Annotated in this window: 10 protein-coding genes; 5 read left to right on the top strand and 5 right to left on the bottom strand. The window is 59.5% G+C overall.

What is annotated here, in order from left to right; translation table 11 throughout:
• Positions 1-7: 7 nt before the first annotated feature.
• Entirely contained in the window at positions 8-616 is a 609-nt protein-coding gene (lexA, locus tag BK667_RS26295; protein ID WP_054054288.1) for a transcriptional repressor LexA, read from the bottom strand.
• Between the two features lie 229 nt (positions 617-845).
• Here lexA and BK667_RS26290 point away from each other — a divergent pair, with 229 nt between their 5' ends.
• From BK667_RS26290 to BK667_RS26275, 4 genes are all read left to right on the top strand, one after another.
• A complete protein-coding gene (locus BK667_RS26290) occupies positions 846-1553 on the top strand; it encodes a TetR/AcrR family transcriptional regulator (protein ID WP_123512258.1) in 708 nt (235 codons plus the stop codon).
• Between the two features lie 158 nt (positions 1554-1711).
• Complete coding sequence (gene nagZ, locus BK667_RS26285) at positions 1712-2722, top strand: beta-N-acetylhexosaminidase (RefSeq protein ID WP_123599348.1); 1011 nt, start codon at positions 1712-1714, stop codon at positions 2720-2722.
• A gap of 12 nt (positions 2723-2734) precedes the next feature.
• Positions 2735-3472: an S-methyl-5'-thioinosine phosphorylase gene (locus BK667_RS26280; protein ID WP_123512262.1), complete on the top strand. Its 738-nt coding sequence runs from the start codon at positions 2735-2737 to the stop codon at positions 3470-3472.
• A 58-nt stretch (positions 3473-3530) separates the two neighbouring features.
• Entirely contained in the window at positions 3531-6809 is a 3279-nt protein-coding gene (locus BK667_RS26275; protein ID WP_123599347.1) for a DEAD/DEAH box helicase, read from the top strand.
• A 141-nt stretch (positions 6810-6950) separates the two neighbouring features.
• Here BK667_RS26275 and BK667_RS26270 read toward each other — a convergent pair whose 3' ends face one another.
• The 3 genes from BK667_RS26270 to mfd are packed head-to-tail and all read right to left on the bottom strand — an operon-like array spanning position 6951 to position 13678.
• Entirely contained in the window at positions 6951-9641 is a 2691-nt protein-coding gene (locus BK667_RS26270; RefSeq protein WP_123599346.1) for a DEAD/DEAH box helicase, read from the bottom strand.
• A gap of 10 nt (positions 9642-9651) precedes the next feature.
• Complete coding sequence (locus BK667_RS26265; RefSeq protein ID WP_123403403.1) at positions 9652-10218, bottom strand: CsiV family protein; 567 nt, start codon at positions 10216-10218, stop codon at positions 9652-9654.
• Positions 10219-10228: 10 nt separating this feature from the next.
• Complete coding sequence (gene mfd, locus BK667_RS26260) at positions 10229-13678, bottom strand: transcription-repair coupling factor (RefSeq protein WP_123512269.1); 3450 nt, start codon at positions 13676-13678, stop codon at positions 10229-10231.
• 364 nt (positions 13679-14042) lie between these two features.
• Between mfd and BK667_RS26255 the strand changes: the two genes are divergently transcribed.
• Positions 14043-15506 (top strand): glyceraldehyde-3-phosphate dehydrogenase, encoded by a 1464-nt coding sequence (locus BK667_RS26255; RefSeq protein ID WP_123512271.1) that lies wholly within the window; start codon positions 14043-14045, stop codon positions 15504-15506.
• Between the two features lie 181 nt (positions 15507-15687).
• Here BK667_RS26255 and BK667_RS26250 read toward each other — a convergent pair whose 3' ends face one another.
• Positions 15688-16989, bottom strand: a complete 1302-nt coding sequence (locus BK667_RS26250; protein WP_123512273.1) for an MFS transporter — start codon at positions 16987-16989, stop codon at positions 15688-15690.
• Between the last annotated feature and the right edge of the window lie 316 nt (positions 16990-17305).

The raw sequence follows: 17305 nt of genomic DNA, 5'->3' as shown, positions 1-17305 counted from the left end.
GCCTCCTTTAGCGGCGAATCACGCCGACACTCAAGCCTTCGATCACCAGTTCCTGATCTTTCAGGTTGACTTCGATGGGGGCGAACTCAGGGTTTTCGGCAATCAACCAGACTTTGCTGCCATCGCGCTTGAAGCGCTTGACGGTGACTTCATCGCCGATCCGCGCCACTACAATCTGGCCATTACGGGCTTCACGGGTGGTGTGGACGGCCAGCAGATCGCCGTCGAAAATGCCCACATCCTTCATGCTCATGCCATGCACCCGCAGCAGATAGTCGGCGCGTGGGTGAAAGAACGTCGGATTGATGTTGCAGGACTCTTCGATGTGTTGCTGGGCCAGGATTGGCGCACCGGCCGCGACGCGACCGATGATCGGCAGGGTGGATTCGTCGGCCTTGGCTTCGAAACCTGGAATACGGATGCCGCGGGAGGCGCCCGGTGTCATCTCGATCGCACCCTTGCGGGCCAGCGCCTTGAGGTGTTCTTCCGCTGCGTTAGGCGATTTGAAACCCAATTCCTGGGCGATTTCCGCACGGGTCGGCGGATAGCCGTTGTCTTCGAGGCAACGTTTGATGAAGGCCAGAATCTCTGCTTGGCGTGGCGTCAGCTTTAGCATATTGATCGCTCTGTCTTTTTATACAGTGACTGGGATTATATACAGTGAAAGCTTCTTGGCAATGCCCCTTTTTTCCCTCGCCGCTGGACGGTCAGTCAGCTCGCTGATTAACGACGCAGAGTTGTATGGTTAAATAGCTGACCGACCATTCCCAAAACGAACCGGCAGGCTTGACAATGCACAGGCTGAAACGTATGTTTCAAACAAGTGTTTGTCAGGCGGAGTAGCCATGGCCCAGTCGGAAACCGTTGAACGCATTCTCGATGCTGCCGAGCAGTTGTTCGCGGAAAAAGGTTTCGCCGAAACCTCGTTGCGTCTGATCACCAGCAAGGCTGGTGTCAATCTGGCGGCGGTGAACTATCATTTCGGCTCCAAGAAGGCGCTGATCCAAGCCGTTTTCTCGCGTTTTCTCGGGCCGTTCTGCATCAGCCTCGATAAAGAGCTGGAGCGGCGCCAGGCCAAGCCGGAAAACAAACCGACGCTTGAAGAGCTGCTGGAAATCCTCGTCGAGCAAGCACTGGTGGTTCAGCCACGCAGCGGCAACGACCTCTCTATATTCATGCGTTTGCTGGGCCTGGCCTTCAGTCAGAGCCAGGGCCACTTGCGTCGTTATCTGGAAGACATGTACGGCAAGGTATTCCGTCGCTACATGATGCTGGTTAACGAAGCCGCGCCGCGTATTCCACCGATCGAACTGTTCTGGCGCGTGCACTTCATGCTCGGCGCCGCTGCTTTCAGCATGTCGGGGATCAAGGCTCTGCGGGCGATTGCCGAAACCGATTTCGGCGTCAACACCTCCATCGAGCAGGTCATGCGCCTGATGGTGCCGTTCCTGGCCGCTGGCATGCGTGCCGAAACCGGCGTCACTGACACGGCCATGGCGACTGCGCAGTTGCGTCCGCGCAGCAAATCGGCCCCGGTTGCCGCCAAGGTTTGACTGCACACGGGTGGGCGCGGCAGCTGACATCCGCTAAGCTAGCCGCCCATGCCGACTCTCGTTCTGAACCCGTTTCCCATTGATATCGCCGACCTGCCGGGCACAGCCCACGGCGGCGAACCTGTGCGAGCCGGGTTTATCGTTTTCAAGGAATCTCTATGACTGCTGGCCTGCAAGGCTCGTTGATGGTGGACGTCGCCGGTACTTGGCTGACGGCTGAAGATCGCCAATTGTTGCGCCAGCCCGAAGTGGGCGGCCTGATCATTTTCGCCCGCAATATCGAGCACCCTCGTCAGGTGCGCGAACTGAGCGCCTCGATCCGCGCCATTCGTCCTGATCTGCTGCTGGCGGTGGACCAGGAGGGTGGGCGGGTTCAGCGTCTGCGCCAAGGCTTCGTGCGACTGCCGGCCATGCGCGCCATCGCCGACAACCCGAATGCCGAATACCTGGCCGAGCAGTGTGGCTGGATCATGGCGACCGAAGTCCTCGCCGTCGGCCTCGACCTGAGCTTTGCGCCGGTATTGGATCTCGATTACCAGCGCAGCGCCGTGGTCGGCACCCGCTCGTTCGAGGGCGATCCCGAGCGCGCCGCTTTGCTCGCCGGTGCCTTTATCCGCGGCATGAACAGCGCCGGCATGGCCGCCACTGGTAAACATTTCCCGGGTCATGGTTGGGCCGAGGCGGATTCTCATGTCGCCATTCCCAACGATGAACGCAGCCTCGACGAGATCCGCGCCAAGGATCTGGTGCCGTTCGCTCGATTGAGCAAGCAATTGGCCGCCGTCATGCCGGCCCACGTTATTTATCCACAAGTCGATGCCCAGCCAGCCGGTTTCTCCCGGCGCTGGTTGCAGGACATCCTGCGTGGTGAGTTGCAGTTCGACGGTGTCATCTTTAGTGACGATCTTTCCATGGCTGGCGCCCACGTAGTCGGCGATGCTGCCAGCCGTATCGAAGCCGCGCTGACCGCCGGTTGCGACATGGGCCTGGTGTGCAACGACCGCGCGGCTGCGGAACTGGCCCTGACCGCCGCCCAACGCATGAAGGTCAAGCCATCGCCGCGTATTGCGCGGATGCGCGGGCAGTCGTTCGTCGGTATTGAATATCGCCAAGACCCACGCTGGCTCACTGCTGTCGGCGCGCTCAAAGAAGCTCAACTGATTGAATAAGGACTTTTCGTTATGACGGTTTACGCGATTATCGGTGGCACCGGCCTGACTCAACTCGAAGGCCTGAGCATTCGTCAGTCATTGGCGGTGGACACGCCTTACGGCCCGCCTTCCGCCGAGGTGCATATCGGCGTTTACGCCGGCAAGGAAGTGCTGTTCCTTGCGCGCCACGGTCACCCCCATCGATTCCCGCCGCATCAGGTCAACTATCGCGCCAACCTCTGGGCGCTAAAACAGGCCGGGGCCGAAGCGATTCTTGCGGTCAACGCCGTGGGCGGAATTCACGCCGCAATGGGCACCGGACACTTCTGCGTACCTCATCAGTTGATCGACTACACCAGCGGCCGCGAGCACACCTATTTCGCTGATGATCTGGAACACGTCACCCACATCGATTTCAGCTATCCGTACAGCGAGCCGCTGCGTCAGCAGTTGATTGCGGCGTTGGCGGCTGAAGGCGTCGGCTACAGCAGTCACGGCGTGTACGCCTGCACTCAAGGCCCACGCCTGGAAACCGTTGCTGAAATCGCCCGGCTTGAACGTGACGGCTGCGACATCGTCGGCATGACCGGCATGCCGGAAGCGGCGCTGGCCCGTGAGCTGGAACTGGATTACGCCTGCCTGGCGCTGGTAGTGAACCCGGCGGCGGGCAAGTCCACGGCGGTGATCACCATGGCCGAGATTGAACAGGCGTTGCATGACGGGATGGGCAAGGTGAAGTCGACGTTGGCGCGAGTGTTGGCGGGTTGAGTTTCTGCGGGCAGATAAAGTGTCTGGCCGATTCATTGAATCAAGCGGCGTCGATTTCATGACAACAATAACTGAGCAACTTCTTGCGCTACCTTGGGCAGAGGTGTTCAGTCATCGCGCTCTGGAAAAGGCCCGCAGGTACGCGGATGAGGATCGTGTAACAATCCATCAGAACGACGGCTCGATGATTATCGCAACGTGCGTCGGCTCCGAAAGACAGGAATACGAGCAGAACATCGAGCTCATCAAAGATCGGGATGGGGGCTTGCGGTTCGGATGCATTTGTACCTGTCCTGTTTCATACAACTGCAAACACTGCGCCGCAGTCATCTATCACCTGCAAGGCCTTCCCGCTAAACCATCCGAAAGCACCGCACAGGTCCACCTGAGTCGCGAGCTGGAGCGCTGGCTCGACGGTATTCCCACTACGGGCAAGACGGTTGATGAGCCGGCGCTGGGGACAAACACGCGCCTGGTCTACCGGCTCAAGGCCACAACCGTAGCAGGGAAGTGGACACTGGAAATTTTCAAGGCCCGCCAACTCAAGAGCGGCGTCTTGCAAGACCTCAAGCCGGTGTACTCGTTATCGGAAATGCTGTTGCGCCAACCCGGCTACCTGGCTGAACTGGACCTTCGGATCGCCAGGCTGCTGGTGGCCATTCACTCCCATCACGCCTATTACGGTGGCTACCCCTTGGAAGGCAGCAGTGGCGCTGAACTCCTGGAGATGTTGGTGCGTACCGCGCGACTGTTCCTCGATTTCGAGCAGCCGCCCCTGGCGTCGGGAGCGAAGAGGGCAGGTCGGTTTGCCTGGGTCGAACAATCCAACGGCAGTTTTCGGCCTCAATGGAGCAGCGACGAAGTCGAGCCGGAAACGGTACTGGCCATTGAACCCATGTACTACCTTGACCGCGAGCGACTGCACGTCGGAACCTTGTGCACCGAGCAGGATGAAAAACTGGCGTGTCACTTGACCTTGGCGCCGGATATCCCGGCGCGCCAGGCGATGCAGTTCAGCCATCGGATGAGTTCCGCGACGCAAGTGGCCCCGCCGCACCAGCTGACGGAACGGGTGGTCGATGACATTTTTCCCAAGGCGCACCTGACGCTCAACAGCGGTAAACGCTACAAGAACTGGAAGTATGAGGCGGAGCACCGTGCCGCGCTGGCGTTCACCTACGACGGGCACCCGGCCACGGACCGAAACCCCGAAGTGTTGATCCTTTCCGGCACCGAAACCCAGCGTATCCAGCGCAAGCCCGCCGCCGAAAAAGCCTTGCGCCAAGCCCTGCAAAAACACGGTTTTAAAAAGGCTACGATTAAAAGCAGTGTGGACCGCCCGGGCGAGATGTTCGCGTTGCCGGATGATTCAGCCTGGCTTGCCTTTGTGCAGGAAGGAATCCCGCTGCTGCGTAAGGCAAATTGGCACGTCGATATCAGTCATGCCTTTCACTTCAATGTGCAGCCGGTAGAGCAGTGGTATGCCGATGTTGAGGAAGAGTCGGCGCACCAGTGGTTTGATCTGCAACTGGGCATCGTGGTCAACGGCGAGCGCCACAGCCTGTTGCCGATCTTGCTGCATTTGCTGCGCAGCCAGCCACAGTTGCTCGATCCCGCCAGCCTGGCTAAACGCAACGATGACGAACAACTGTTGATCGAGCTTGGCGGTTCCAAGGCGCATGTGAAAGTTGCACTGCCCTATGGTCGCATCAAACCGCTAATGGCGACCCTTGGCGAGTTGTACCTGGGGGCCCATGAGGGCGACTCGTTGCGTTTGACTGCGCCGGACGCCGCGCGCCTCAGTGCGCTGGAAGGCGTGCCGCTGGTCTGGCAGGGCGGCGAGCGACTGCGCAGTTTTGCCAAACGCTTGCGTGAATCGACGCACGTTCAGGTCGCGGCGCCCGAGGGCCTGAAGGCGACGCTGCGCCCGTATCAGCATGAAGGCCTGAACTGGATGCAAACCCTTCGCGAGCTGGAAGTGGGCGGCATCCTCGGCGACGACATGGGTCTGGGTAAAACCCTACAGACCCTGGCTCACCTGCTGACGGAAAAACTGGCCGGGCGACTTGATCGTCCAGCCCTGGCCGTGATGCCCACCAGCCTGATCCCCAACTGGCTCGACGAGTCCCAGCGCTTTACCCCGCAACTCAAGGTGTTGGCACTGCACGGCTCGACACGGCAAAAAGACTTCGCCAGCCTTGCCGACTACGATTTGGTGTTGACCACCTACGCCCTCCTGCCTCGGGACCAGGAGGTGTTGCAGCCTCAGCTCTGGAGCGTGCTGATTCTCGACGAAGCGCAGAACATCAAAAACCCGGTCAGCAAAGCCGCTCAAGCCGCCCGCGATCTTCAGGCCCACCAGCGGTTGTGTCTGTCCGGCACACCGCTGGAAAACCACCTCGGCGAGTTGTGGTCGCAATTTCACTTTCTGCTGCCCGGCTGGCTGGGTGACAGCAAAACCTTCAATCGCGACTACCGCACACCGATTGAGAAACACGGCAACAGTGAGCGGATGCAGCATCTGACGGCCCGGATAAAACCCTTTCTGCTACGTCGCAAGAAAGACCAGGTCGCCACCGAATTGCCGCCGAAAACCGAGATCGTGCATTGGGTTGATCTCAGTGATGGGCAGCGGGACGTGTATGAGACCGTGCGCGTGGCGATGGACAAGAAAGTCCGCGACGAAATTGCCCGCAGTGGCGTTGGCCGCAGTCAGATCATCATCCTGGATGCGTTGCTCAAGCTGCGTCAGGTCTGCTGCGATTTGCGTCTGATCAACATGACGCTGACGGCGAAGGCCCTGCGATCAGGTAGCGGGAAACTGGTCAGCTTGATGGAAATGCTGGAAGAGTTGCTCAGTGAAGGTCGCAAGATTCTGCTGTTTTCACAGTTCACGTCAATGCTCGCCCTGATTGAAGAAGAGTTGCAGCAGCGTAACCTCAGCTACTCGATACTGACCGGCGAAACCACGGATCGGCGCACGCCGGTCAAGAACTTCCAGAGCGGTAACGTGCCGTTGTTTCTGATCAGTTTGAAGGCCGGCGGCACCGGGCTGAATCTGACGGCGGCGGACACGGTGATCCATTTCGATCCGTGGTGGAACCCTGCGGTGGAAAACCAGGCGACCGACCGTGCTTATCGCATCGGGCAAAACAAACCGGTGTTCGTCTACAAGCTGATTGCCCGGGGCACGGTGGAAGAAAAGATACAGGCATTGCAGCAGGAGAAAGCCGTTCTGGCCGAAGCGGTGCTTGAGGGTGGGGCGACGGGTGGGTTGAAGCTTGAGCAGAGTGATATTGAGGCGTTGTTTGCGCCATTGCCCAATCTCAGGTCCTGATAGAGGGTTTCGTCAGTGATGGCACCTTCGCGGGCAAGCCTCGCTCCTACAGGTTTTATGTGATCGTCGATGCCGCGAACGACACAATACCTGTAGGAGCGAGGCTTGCCCGCGAAAGCGATCGACCAGCCACCACAAATATCAACGCTTCTCCAACTTATCCGGCAACGGCGCAAACAACGCCTCGATATCATCACTCTGCAACTTCCAGTCCCCAGCCGAGCGTCCATCCAGTACGCCCGCCGCCAGGTCGGACTTTTCCTTTTGCAGATGCTGAATCTTCTCTTCGACCGTGCCACGGGCAATCAGCTTGTAGACGAACACCGGTTTCTCCTGGCCGATTCGATAGGCCCGGTCGGTAGCCTGGTTTTCCGTCGCCGGGTTCCACCACGGATCGTAGTGAATCACTGTATCGGCTTCGGTCAGGTTCAAGCCCACACCTCCAGCCTTCAAACTGATCAGAAAGATCTGACGCTTGCCGCTCTGGAAGTCCTTTACCGGCGCGCGGCGGTCGCGGGTTTGCCCGGTCAATATGGCGTATTCAACGCCGCGTTTCTTCAGTTCGTCTTCGATCAGCGCCAGCATCGACGTGAACTGTGAGAACAACAAAATCCGCCGACCCTCTTCGAACAACTCTTCCAGCATTTCCATCAAGCTGTCGAGCTTGCCGGAGGTGCTGCCGCGGGTGGGCACGGCGGCGTCATTGACCAGGCGCAAGTCGCAGCACACCTGGCGCAGCTTCAGTAGCGCCTCAAGAATGATGATCTGACTGCGGGCCACGCCTTTGCGGGTGATCTCGTCGCGGACTTTCTTGTCCATGGCCAGACGCATGGTTTCGTACACGTCGCGCTGGGCTTCGTTGAGATCCACCCAGTGAATGATCTCGGTTTTCGGTGGCAATTCCGTCGCGACCTGCTCTTTGGTCCTGCGCAACAGAAACGGTTTGATCCGACCGTTAAGGTGCTGGAGCCTGACTTCGCTGCCGCGCTTTTCAATCGGCACGCGGTAATCGCGATTGAAGCTTTTAACATCGCCGAGCCAGCCGGGCAGCAGGAAGTGGAACAACGACCACAACTCGCCCAAGTGGTTTTCCAGTGGCGTGCCACTCAGGCACAGGCGCTGACGTGCATTGAGTTCACGAGCGGCCTGGGCGGCTTTGCTGTTGGGATTCTTGATGTATTGCGCTTCATCCAGCACCAACACGTGCAGTGGCACGGCTGCCAGGGTTTCAACGTCTTTGGGCAGCAGTGCGTAGGTGGTCAGGATCAGGTCGTAATCGGTCAGGTTCTCGAAGTGCTTTTTGCGGCTGGCACCGTACAGCGCCAGTACTTTGAGCTGGGGCGTGAAGTGCGCCGCTTCGTCGAGCCAGTTGGGGATCAGGCTGGTGGGCATCACCACCATGCACGGCCGATCGAGGCGTCCGGCGATTTTCTCGCTGAGAATATGCGCCAGGGTCTGTAGGGTTTTGCCCAGGCCCATGTCATCCGCGAGAATCCCGCCGACTTCCAGCTGCCGCAGCGACTGCATCCAGCTCAAACCTTCAAGCTGATACGGCCGCAGCGTGGCATTCAAGCCTACCGGCGCTGTGGTGGTGAAGTCCTTGATGTCCCGCAAGCGTTGGGCAAAGGTGCGGATCTGCTCGCCGCCTTCCCACAGCAACGGCATGCCTTCCAGCGGATTCAGCCGCGTGGCATCGGCCTTACTCAGGCGCAGCGTGGTTTCGCCGGGCTCTTGCAGGTAAAACTCGCCAAGGGTCGCAAGTACCGGTTTCAGACGGCCGAAGGGTAGGGCGACCTGCAATGGGCCGTATTCGGAGTTCGGGCGGTTCGGGATGTTCACCAGGATCAACTCGTCGTCACGACGTCGGGCCAGGCGTTCCGGGTTGAGAATCTCGGTGTGCGAACGCATCAGGTTCAACAGGATCGGCAGCAGACTCAGCCGCTCGCCATTGACGATGATTCCCAGTTCCAGGTCAAACCAGTCGCGCTCCGGCGCCTGTTCGACGGTGGCGTACCAGTCGTCCACGGCGGTCAGGTCGAAGCCGAAATCCTCGTCGATCTGCAACTCCCAGCCTTGGGTGCGCAGCTTCGGCAGTTCATTGAGGGTGAACGTCAGCCAGGCGCTGTCGTTGACCATCTCAAACAGTTCGCCGGCGCTTTCCGGCAAGGCCTTACTTTGCCGGGTGGCGATCTTGAAACCGAGGATTCTTAACTGTTCCCTGTAGGCCTGTTCGACTTCCGGGTGACGTTTTATCCGTAAAGTCTGTGTCTCCTGGCGAATCAGCACGTCGGCATTCTTCTGCCCGGACACGTATTCGTCCAGATAGCTGAAGGACAGTGCCGCGCGATGCTGGATGTAGCGCTGCATCTTGCCGTTGCGCGGTTCGAAGGCGCTGAACTCGATGCTCGCCAGCCACAGGCGCGGCACCGGTTGCACGTTATCCACCAGCACTTGTGGTGGCGCCTTCGGGCTACGGTTTTCCAGTACGGCCTGGAGTTTTTCCAGCAGTTCCGCATCTTGCGCGGCGGCAGGGTAGGCCAGGGTTTCCTGGACTTTCAACAAGACCGCTGCGCAATGTTTGCAGTTGCTGTGGACCGGGCACGTGCAGTTGGCGTCGATCATCAGCAGCGTGCCTTTGGCCGACTCACGCAGGCGAATGGTCTGACGGTAAACGTTGCCGCCAGAGCCTTCGCAGGCGGCAATGATCGTGGCATCGCCAGCCTCGACGATCCTGACGCGGTTCTCCAACGCGTAGCGACGGCCACGCTCCAGGCTCTGTTCCTTGAATCGGCTGACCCAGGAAGGTGCCAGGGGTTTGCTCAGGGTCGACATAGGGACTCAATCAGTCCGGAATTTCTTCGGGGGCTGGCCGAGGTGCCGGGGCGGTGAGCGAGGTGATCTTGATCAACAGGCCCAAGTGGCCGTTGTCGAGGAAGTTCAACTGGCCGTTTTTGGTGTGGCTTTCCTGTTTCAGGCGTTCGCTGGCGGTCACCATGCCGTTGCCGTCGATCTGGTTGACCCAAAAGTCGGCGTCAACGTCGGTGAAGCGCCCCAGTTTCAGGTTGAGCGTGCCCTCGATCGGAAATTGGCCGAATTGCTCCGTACCGTCGCTGATCGCAACTTTGCTTTCGGCTTCACCGAGGGTCTGTTGCCAGGCCTTGTGCAGCAACACGGTGTAATCGTTGCTGGCGGTGAGTTTCTCCACTTCGCCATTCAGGCTCGGCGTGCGCTGGCTGTCGGGGCTGAGGCGCTGGGCGCCGGCGGCCCAGTCTTCGGGGGCGGCACGACTGACGATGGCCGGCACGGCGTTTTGCCGGACCAGAATCATTTCGACCTGATACAGATCATCGGCAAACGCCGAGGGAGCAACCAGCGTCATCAACAAGGTCAGTGAGCGAAACAGGCGCATGCGGCGTCCTTCAAGCAGTTTTCGGGAGGAGGCGCTCAAACAGCGCCTCTACAGTATTAAAGCGCTCTTCCGGGCGCTCCATCGGGACCATGAATTTGAACATCGTGGCGCCTTCGAATTTGTAGCGTTTGGGTTGACTCTGGATCAGTTTGATCAGGGTCAACGGATCGACCGGGGTCTGTGCGGCGAACTCGATGCGTCCACCTTGCGGGCCGCCATCGACTTTCTTGATGCCCAGTTGCTCAGCCTGCAATTTCAGCAGCGTGATGCGCACCAGGTTCTTGGTCGGCTCCGGCAACAGGCCGAAACGGTCGATCATCTCCACTTGCAGGTCCTTCAGACCTTCCTCGTCGGTGGCCGAGGCGATGCGTTTGTAGAGGATCAAACGGGCGTGAACATCCGGCAAGTAGTCCTCGGGAATCAACGCCGGTACGCGCAAGTTGACTTCCGGGCCACCGCCCAGTGGCTGATCGAGGTTCGGTTGTTCGCCCTTGCGGATCGACTTCACCGCGCGTTCCAGCATTTCCATATACAGCGTGAAGCCGACGGCCTGGATTTGCCCGCTCTGACCGTCGCCCAGCAGTTCACCGGCGCCACGGATTTCCAGGTCGTTGGTGGCGAGCACGAAGCCCGCGCCGAGGTCCTGGGTGTTGGCGATCGCTTCCAGACGCTTCTCGGCATCACCGGTGATTTGCTGGCGCGGCGGCGTCAGCAGGTACGCGTAAGCCTGGTGGTGACTGCGACCGACCCGGCCGCGCAACTGATGCAACTGCGCCAGGCCGAACTTGTCGGCACGCTCGATGATGATGGTGTTGGCGCTCGGCACGTCGATGCCGGTCTCGATGATGGTCGAGGCGATCAGCACGTTGAAGCGCTTGTGGTAGAAGTCGCTCATCACCTGTTCGAGTTCGCGCTCGCGCATCTGCCCGTGGCCGATGCCGATGCGTGCTTCCGGTACCAGTTCGGCGAGGTCGGCGGCGCATTTCTCGATGGTCTTCACGTCGTTGTGCAGGTAGTAGACCTGACCGCCACGCAGCAACTCACGCAACAAGGCTTCCTTGACCGTACTTTTGTTCTGCTCCATGACGAAGGTCCGCACCGACAGGCGACGGGCCGGCGGCGTGGCGATGATCGACAGGTCGCGCATGCCCGACACCGCCATGTTCAGCGTGCGCGGAATCGGCGTGGCGGTCAGGGTAAGGATGTCGATTTCACTGCGCAGGGCCTTGAGCTGTTCTTTCTGACGCACACCGAAACGGTGCTCTTCGTCGATGATCACCAGCCCGAGGTTTTTGATTTTTACATCGTCGGATAGCAGTTTGTGGGTGCCGATGACGATGTCGATCTTGCCTTCGGCCAGGTCAGCGATAGCTGCATTCACTTCCTTGGTCGATTTGAAGCGGCTCATCACTTCCACGCTCACTGGCCAGTCGGCAAAGCGGTCGCGAAAGCTGTTGTAGTGTTGCTGGGCGAGCAGGGTGGTCGGCACCAGGATCGCCACTTGGCGACCGCCGTGCACGGCGATGAACGCAGCACGCATCGCCACTTCGGTCTTGCCGAAACCCACGTCGCCGCAGACCAGTCGGTCCATCGGCTTGGGCGCGAGCATGTCGGCGCGCACGGCGTCGATGGTGGTTTGCTGGTCGGGCGTTTCTTCGAACGGGAACCCGGCGCTGAAGGTTGCGTAATCGGCTTTCGGGTCGGCGAAGGCATAGCCCTCGCGGGCGGCGCGGCGGGCATAAATGTCGAGCAACTCGGCGGCCACGTCGCGCACCTGTTCGGCGGCTTTGCGCTTGGCTTTCTGCCAGGTCTCGGAACCGAGACGGTGCAGCGGGGCGAGGGCATCGTCGCTGCCGGTATAGCGCGCGATCAGGTGCAGGTTGGCCACCGGCACGTAGAGCTTGGCGCCTTCGGCGTATTGCAGGGTCAGGAATTCAGCAGCCTGGTCGTCGATTTCCAGGGTCGCCAGGCCGAGGTAGCGGCCGACACCATGATCGATGTGCACCACCGGCGCGCCTTCGCGCAGTTCGGTGAGGTTCTTGATCACCGCATCATTGTTGCCGTCGGCGCGTTTTTCCCGGCGACGACGCTGCATAACCCGTTGACCGAACAATGGGCTTTCCGCGATCAATGCCAGCGCCGGGTCCTCCAGCATCAAGCCTTCATCGAGCGGCGCAATGGTGATCGCCAAGCGATCCTTGCTCGCGACAAAGTCCGGCCAGCTGTCGACGGTTTTCGGGCGCAGCTTCAGGCGTTCGAGCAATTCCAGCAGCACTTCACGACGGCCCGCAGACTCAGCGGTAAACAGCACGCGACCAGGGAACTCATCGAGGAAACCGGCCAACGCCGCCAATGGCTGGGTGGCCTTGGCTTCGATGGCCAGGTTTGGTAACAGCTGCGCCGGGAAGCGTTCGCGGCCGACACCGGTTTCCACGTCTTGTTGACTGGCTACGACGCGCGGCCAGTTTTTCAGGCGTGCGAAACAGTCTTCCACCGGCAAGAACAGTTCGGCCGGCGGTAATAAAGGACGGGAAGGGTCGACGCGGCGCTCTTCATAACGATTGCGCACGTCGTTCCAGAAATTCTCCGCCGCTTGTTCGATGCCCGGCAGGGAAAACACCTGGGTGTCTTGCGGCAGGTAATCGAACAGGGTCGAAGTTTCATCGAAGAACAGCGGCAGGTAGTACTCGATACCGGCCGGTGTAATCCCGCTGCTCAAGTCCTGAAAGATCGGGCAGCGACGGAAATCCACATCGAAACGCTCGCGGAACCGCGCCTTGAAGCGGGTGACGGCATCCTTTTGCAGCGGGAATTCCCGCGCCGGCAGCAGGCGAACGGTGTTGACCTTGTCGATGGAGCGCTGGTTGTCCGGGTCGAAAGTACGAAGCGTCTCGATTTCGTCGTCGAACAGGTCGATCCGGAACGGCAATTTACTGCCCATCGGGAACAGGTCGATCAGCGAGCCACGGACGGTAAATTCACCGTGCTCGTACACCGTATCGACATAGCGATAGCCACTGGCTTCGAGCCGGGTACGCATCTGTTCGACGTCGAGCTTCTGGCCAACGTCCAGCACCAGACTGCTGCCGAGCAGGAACTTGGTCGGCGCCAGGCGATGCAGGGCCGTGGTGATTGGCACCACCAGCACGCCATGGGTCAGCTCCGGCAGCCTATATAAGCTGGCAATGCGCTGGGAGATGATGTCCTGGTGCGGCGAGAACAGGTCGTAGGGCAGGGTTTCCCAGTCGGGAAAATGCAGGACAGGCAAATCCGGGGCGAAGAAACTCAGCTCCTGTTCCAGCCGTTCGGCACTTTGGCTGTCGGCGGTCAGCAGCAGGGTAAAGCGCTTGGCAGCGCTGGCGGCCTCGGCGATGGCCAGGCTCAGGGCGGCACCGGGCAGGTTGCCCCAGTGCTGTTTACCTGCCGCGGCAGGGAGAAGCGGTAGACGCAGAACGGGCACGGAAGGTTGAGCTCCAAGCGTTGCGACAAAGTCGGTAATTGTAGCGGCCTCAGGTGCCGGCTGTCAGTTGCAGATATGTCTATTACGCGGGTTGGGCGAAATGTAGTGGTAAAGACAAAATCCGGCCGTTTTTTAGTGAAAATTAGCGATTATGTAGTGGCAAAACTAACCAGTGTTACGGATGGTTACGGACAAGGCAGCGCTACCTCCAAAAAATTGACTTCGCTGGAAGGCCCGTATTTACTGGGCTCCAGCGCGGCGTAGTTTTTTTGAACGGAATTTTGTTACGGCTCGCACGACAGGCGCGCATTGCTACGAGAGGCACTCGGCGGCATAATGTAGCCCCTTTTTTCTGCCCCTACATATGTGGAAGGTTCCCGTGACTCAGAAGCCCGACCAGTGTCTTGGTGAATGGATCGACCGTGAAGCACTCGCAGAAGCGATGATTCCGCTTATCGGTCAGCTCTACCGCAATAACAACGTGGTGAGCTCGATCTATGGCCGCAGCCTGATCAATCGTTCAGTCATTGCGATTCTCAAAGCTCACCGCTTCGCTCGCCATCGCCAGTCCGATGACAGCGAACTGTCCGTCCACGAAACATTCCCGCTGCTCAAAGCCATGAGCGAGCTCAAGCTCGGCGCCGCTTCGGTCGACCTGGGCAAGCTGGCGGTCAAATTCAAGGCCGAAGGCAATGGCCGTACGGCCGAGCAGTTCGTCCGTGAAGAACTGGCCGATGTGGTTGGCCAGCAAAACGTTGCCGCGCGCAAAGGCACCGACGTTGTTCTGTACGGCTTCGGTCGTATCGGCCGTCTGCTGGCGCGCATCCTGATCGAGAAAACCGGTGGTGGCGACGGCCTGCGTCTGCGCGCCATCGTGGTCCGCAAGGGCGCTGAGAACGACTTGGTCAAACGCGCCAGCCTGCTGCGTCGGGACTCGGTTCATGGTCCGTTCGATGGCACCATCACTATTGATGAAGCCAACAACACCATCACCGCTAACGGCAACCTGATCCAGGTTATCTACGCGAAAAACCCGACTGAAGTGGATTACACCCAGTACGGCATCAAAGACGCGCTGCTGGTGGACAACACCGGTGTATGGCGTGACGCCGAGGGCCTTGGCCAACATTTGGCTTGCCCGGGTATCGACCGCGTTGTGCTGACCGCGCCTGGTAAAGGCAAGCTGAAGAACATCGTTCATGGCATCAACCACGGTGAAATCACCGCTGACGACAAGATCGTTTCCGCGGCTTCCTGCACCACCAACGCCATTGTGCCGGTGCTGAAGGCCGTCAACGACAAGTTCGGCATCATCAACGGTCACGTTGAAACGGTTCACTCGTACACTAACGACCAGAACCTGATCGACAACTTCCACAAAGGCGATCGCCGTGGTCGTAGTGCCGCGTTGAACATGGTGATCACCGAGACCGGTGCTGCCACCGCTGCTGCCAAGGCCTTGCCTGAGCTGGCCGGCAAGCTGACCGGTAACGCGATCCGCGTTCCAACGCCTAACGTGTCGATGGCCATTCTCAACCTGAACCTTGAGAAAGCCGCCACCCGTGAAGAGATGAACGATTACCTGCGTTACATGGCGTTGCACTCCGATCTGCATAAGCAAATCGACTACGTCAATTCGCAGGAAGTGGTGTCCACCGACTTCGTTGGCTCGCGCCACGCCGGTGTTGTGGATGCTGAAGCAACCATCAGCCAAGACAACCGCGTTGTTCTGTACGTTTGGTACGACAACGAATTCGGTTACAGCTGCCAGGTGGTTCGCGTGATGGAAGACATGGCCGGTGTGAATCCGCCAGCATTTCCGCGCTAAGCGTTAGCTGCAAATGAAAACGCCCCGACTTTGGTCGGGGCGTTTTTGTTTGTGGTGTGATCGTTCCCACGCTCTGCGTGGGAATGCCTCAAGGGACGCTCCGCGTTCCACTGGGACGCGGAGCGTTCCGGGCTGCATTCCCACGCAGAGCGTGGGAACGATCCATGCTGACGAATACGATCTACCTGGCGCCGCCTACTACAGCGGCCTGCGCAGTCCGCAACTCATGCTTGTTGCCACGGAACAACACCAGCGTCGCGATCAACCCCAGCACCGCCGCGCCACTGAGCCAGATCCCCGGTGCAGCCTTGTTATCCAGCACATGGATCAGGTAAGTGCAGGCTGCCGGTGTGAACCCGCCGAAGGTCGCGGTCGCCAGGCTGTAGGCCAGGGAGAAGCCGGTCGTACGAACCTCTACCGGCATGATCTCGGTCAGGGCCACCACCATGGCGCCGTTGTACGAGCCATACAGGAACGACAACCACAACTCGACGATCAGCAAATGACTGAAACTCGGGTTTGCCACCAGCCACGACAGGGCAGGGTAGGCCGTGAGGATCGCCAGAATGGTCGCCGCCAACAGTAGGGGCTTACGCCCGATCTTGTCGGAAAGAGAACCCATCACCGGCAGCCAGAAGAAGTTCGACAGGCCGATGCACACCGTAACCAGCAGCGCATCCATATCCGACAAATGCAGTTCGGCTTTACCGAAGGTCGGGGTGTAGGCGGTGATCAGGTAGAACGACACGGTGGTCATGACTACCAGTGCCATGCCAGCGATGACAATGCCGAAGTTCTGACCGATCGAACGGACAATTTCCTGCAGGGTAGGGCGATGTTTCCGTGCCTGGAATTCCGGTGTTTCTTCCAGGGAGCGACGAATCACGAAGATTACCGGCACGATCATGCAGCCGATCAGGAACGGCACGCGCCAGCCCCAGTCACCCATTTGTTCCGGGCTGAGCCAGTGGTTCAAGCCCACACCCAGCAAGCCGGCGAACACCACGGCCGCTTGTTGACTGGCGGATTGCCAACTGACGAAGAAGCCTTTGCGGCCCGGGGTGGAAATTTCGGCCAGGTAGACCGACACACCGCCCAGTTCGACGCCAGCCGAGAAGCCTTGCAGCAGGCGACCGAACAGCACGATCAGTGGCGCGGCCACGCCCAGGGTGGCATAACCCGGCACGCAGGCAATCAGTACCGTACCGGCGGCCATCAGGGCCAGGGTGATGATCAGCCCTTTGCGACGGCCATGACGGTCGATGTAGGCGCCAAGGAAAATCGCACCCAGCGGACGCATCAGGAACCCGGCGCCGAATGTCGCCAGGGACAGCATCAGGGAAGCGAAAGCGCTGTCGGCAGGGAAGAAGGTCTTGGCAATGGCCGTGGCGTAGAAGCCGTAGACCATAAAGTCGAACATCTCAAGAAAATTACCGCTGACAACGCGAAAGATCGCTTTGCCTTTGCCCGTATTCGAGGACATTTTAACGCTCTCACTTTGGCTGTCTTATTGGAAATCCCTGGTCTTGACGCTTCCTGGCTGTCGGCCTCAAGCACGCAGGCACGCACCGAACAGTTTTGTAACGATATGTGTATGAGGATGGATAGGCAACCACTAGTTAGGCTGCTGCTTAAACGTTATAGCCATTACGGGGCATGAAATTAGAGGTGGAGCGAATTAGCCTTCTGTAGGAGCGAGGCTTGCCCGCGAAGACGATAAACCTGACACACCGCCTTCGCGGGCAAGCCTCGCTCCTACAGGGGAAGTGCATAATGGCTTCCCTCGGCGCTGTGTCAGG

Source organism: Pseudomonas frederiksbergensis, assembly GCF_003732705.1.
Lineage (GTDB): Bacteria > Pseudomonadota > Gammaproteobacteria > Pseudomonadales > Pseudomonadaceae > Aquipseudomonas > Aquipseudomonas frederiksbergensis_F.
This window is presented reverse-complemented; position numbering and strand designations above follow the sequence as displayed.

What these genes read in the sequence shown, in the direction of transcription:
- BK667_RS26280 (WP_123512262.1), top strand. Translation starts at nt 2,735, where the DNA reads ATGACGGTTTACGCGATTATCGGTGGCACCGGCCTGACTCAACTCGAA.
- BK667_RS26275 (WP_123599347.1), top strand. Translation starts at nt 3,531, where the DNA reads ATGACAACAATAACTGAGCAACTTCTTGCGCTACCTTGGGCAGAGGTG.
- nagZ (WP_123599348.1), top strand. Translation starts at nt 1,712, where the DNA reads ATGACTGCTGGCCTGCAAGGCTCGTTGATGGTGGACGTCGCCGGTACT.
- lexA (WP_054054288.1), bottom strand. Translation starts at nt 616, where the DNA reads ATGCTAAAGCTGACGCCACGCCAAGCAGAGATTCTGGCCTTCATCAAA.
- BK667_RS26265 (WP_123403403.1), bottom strand. Translation starts at nt 10,218, where the DNA reads ATGCGCCTGTTTCGCTCACTGACCTTGTTGATGACGCTGGTTGCTCCC.
- BK667_RS26270 (WP_123599346.1), bottom strand. Translation starts at nt 9,641, where the DNA reads ATGTCGACCCTGAGCAAACCCCTGGCACCTTCCTGGGTCAGCCGATTC.
- BK667_RS26290 (WP_123512258.1), top strand. Translation starts at nt 846, where the DNA reads ATGGCCCAGTCGGAAACCGTTGAACGCATTCTCGATGCTGCCGAGCAG.
- BK667_RS26250 (WP_123512273.1), bottom strand. Translation starts at nt 16,989, where the DNA reads ATGTCCTCGAATACGGGCAAAGGCAAAGCGATCTTTCGCGTTGTCAGC.
- BK667_RS26255 (WP_123512271.1), top strand. Translation starts at nt 14,043, where the DNA reads ATGTGGAAGGTTCCCGTGACTCAGAAGCCCGACCAGTGTCTTGGTGAA.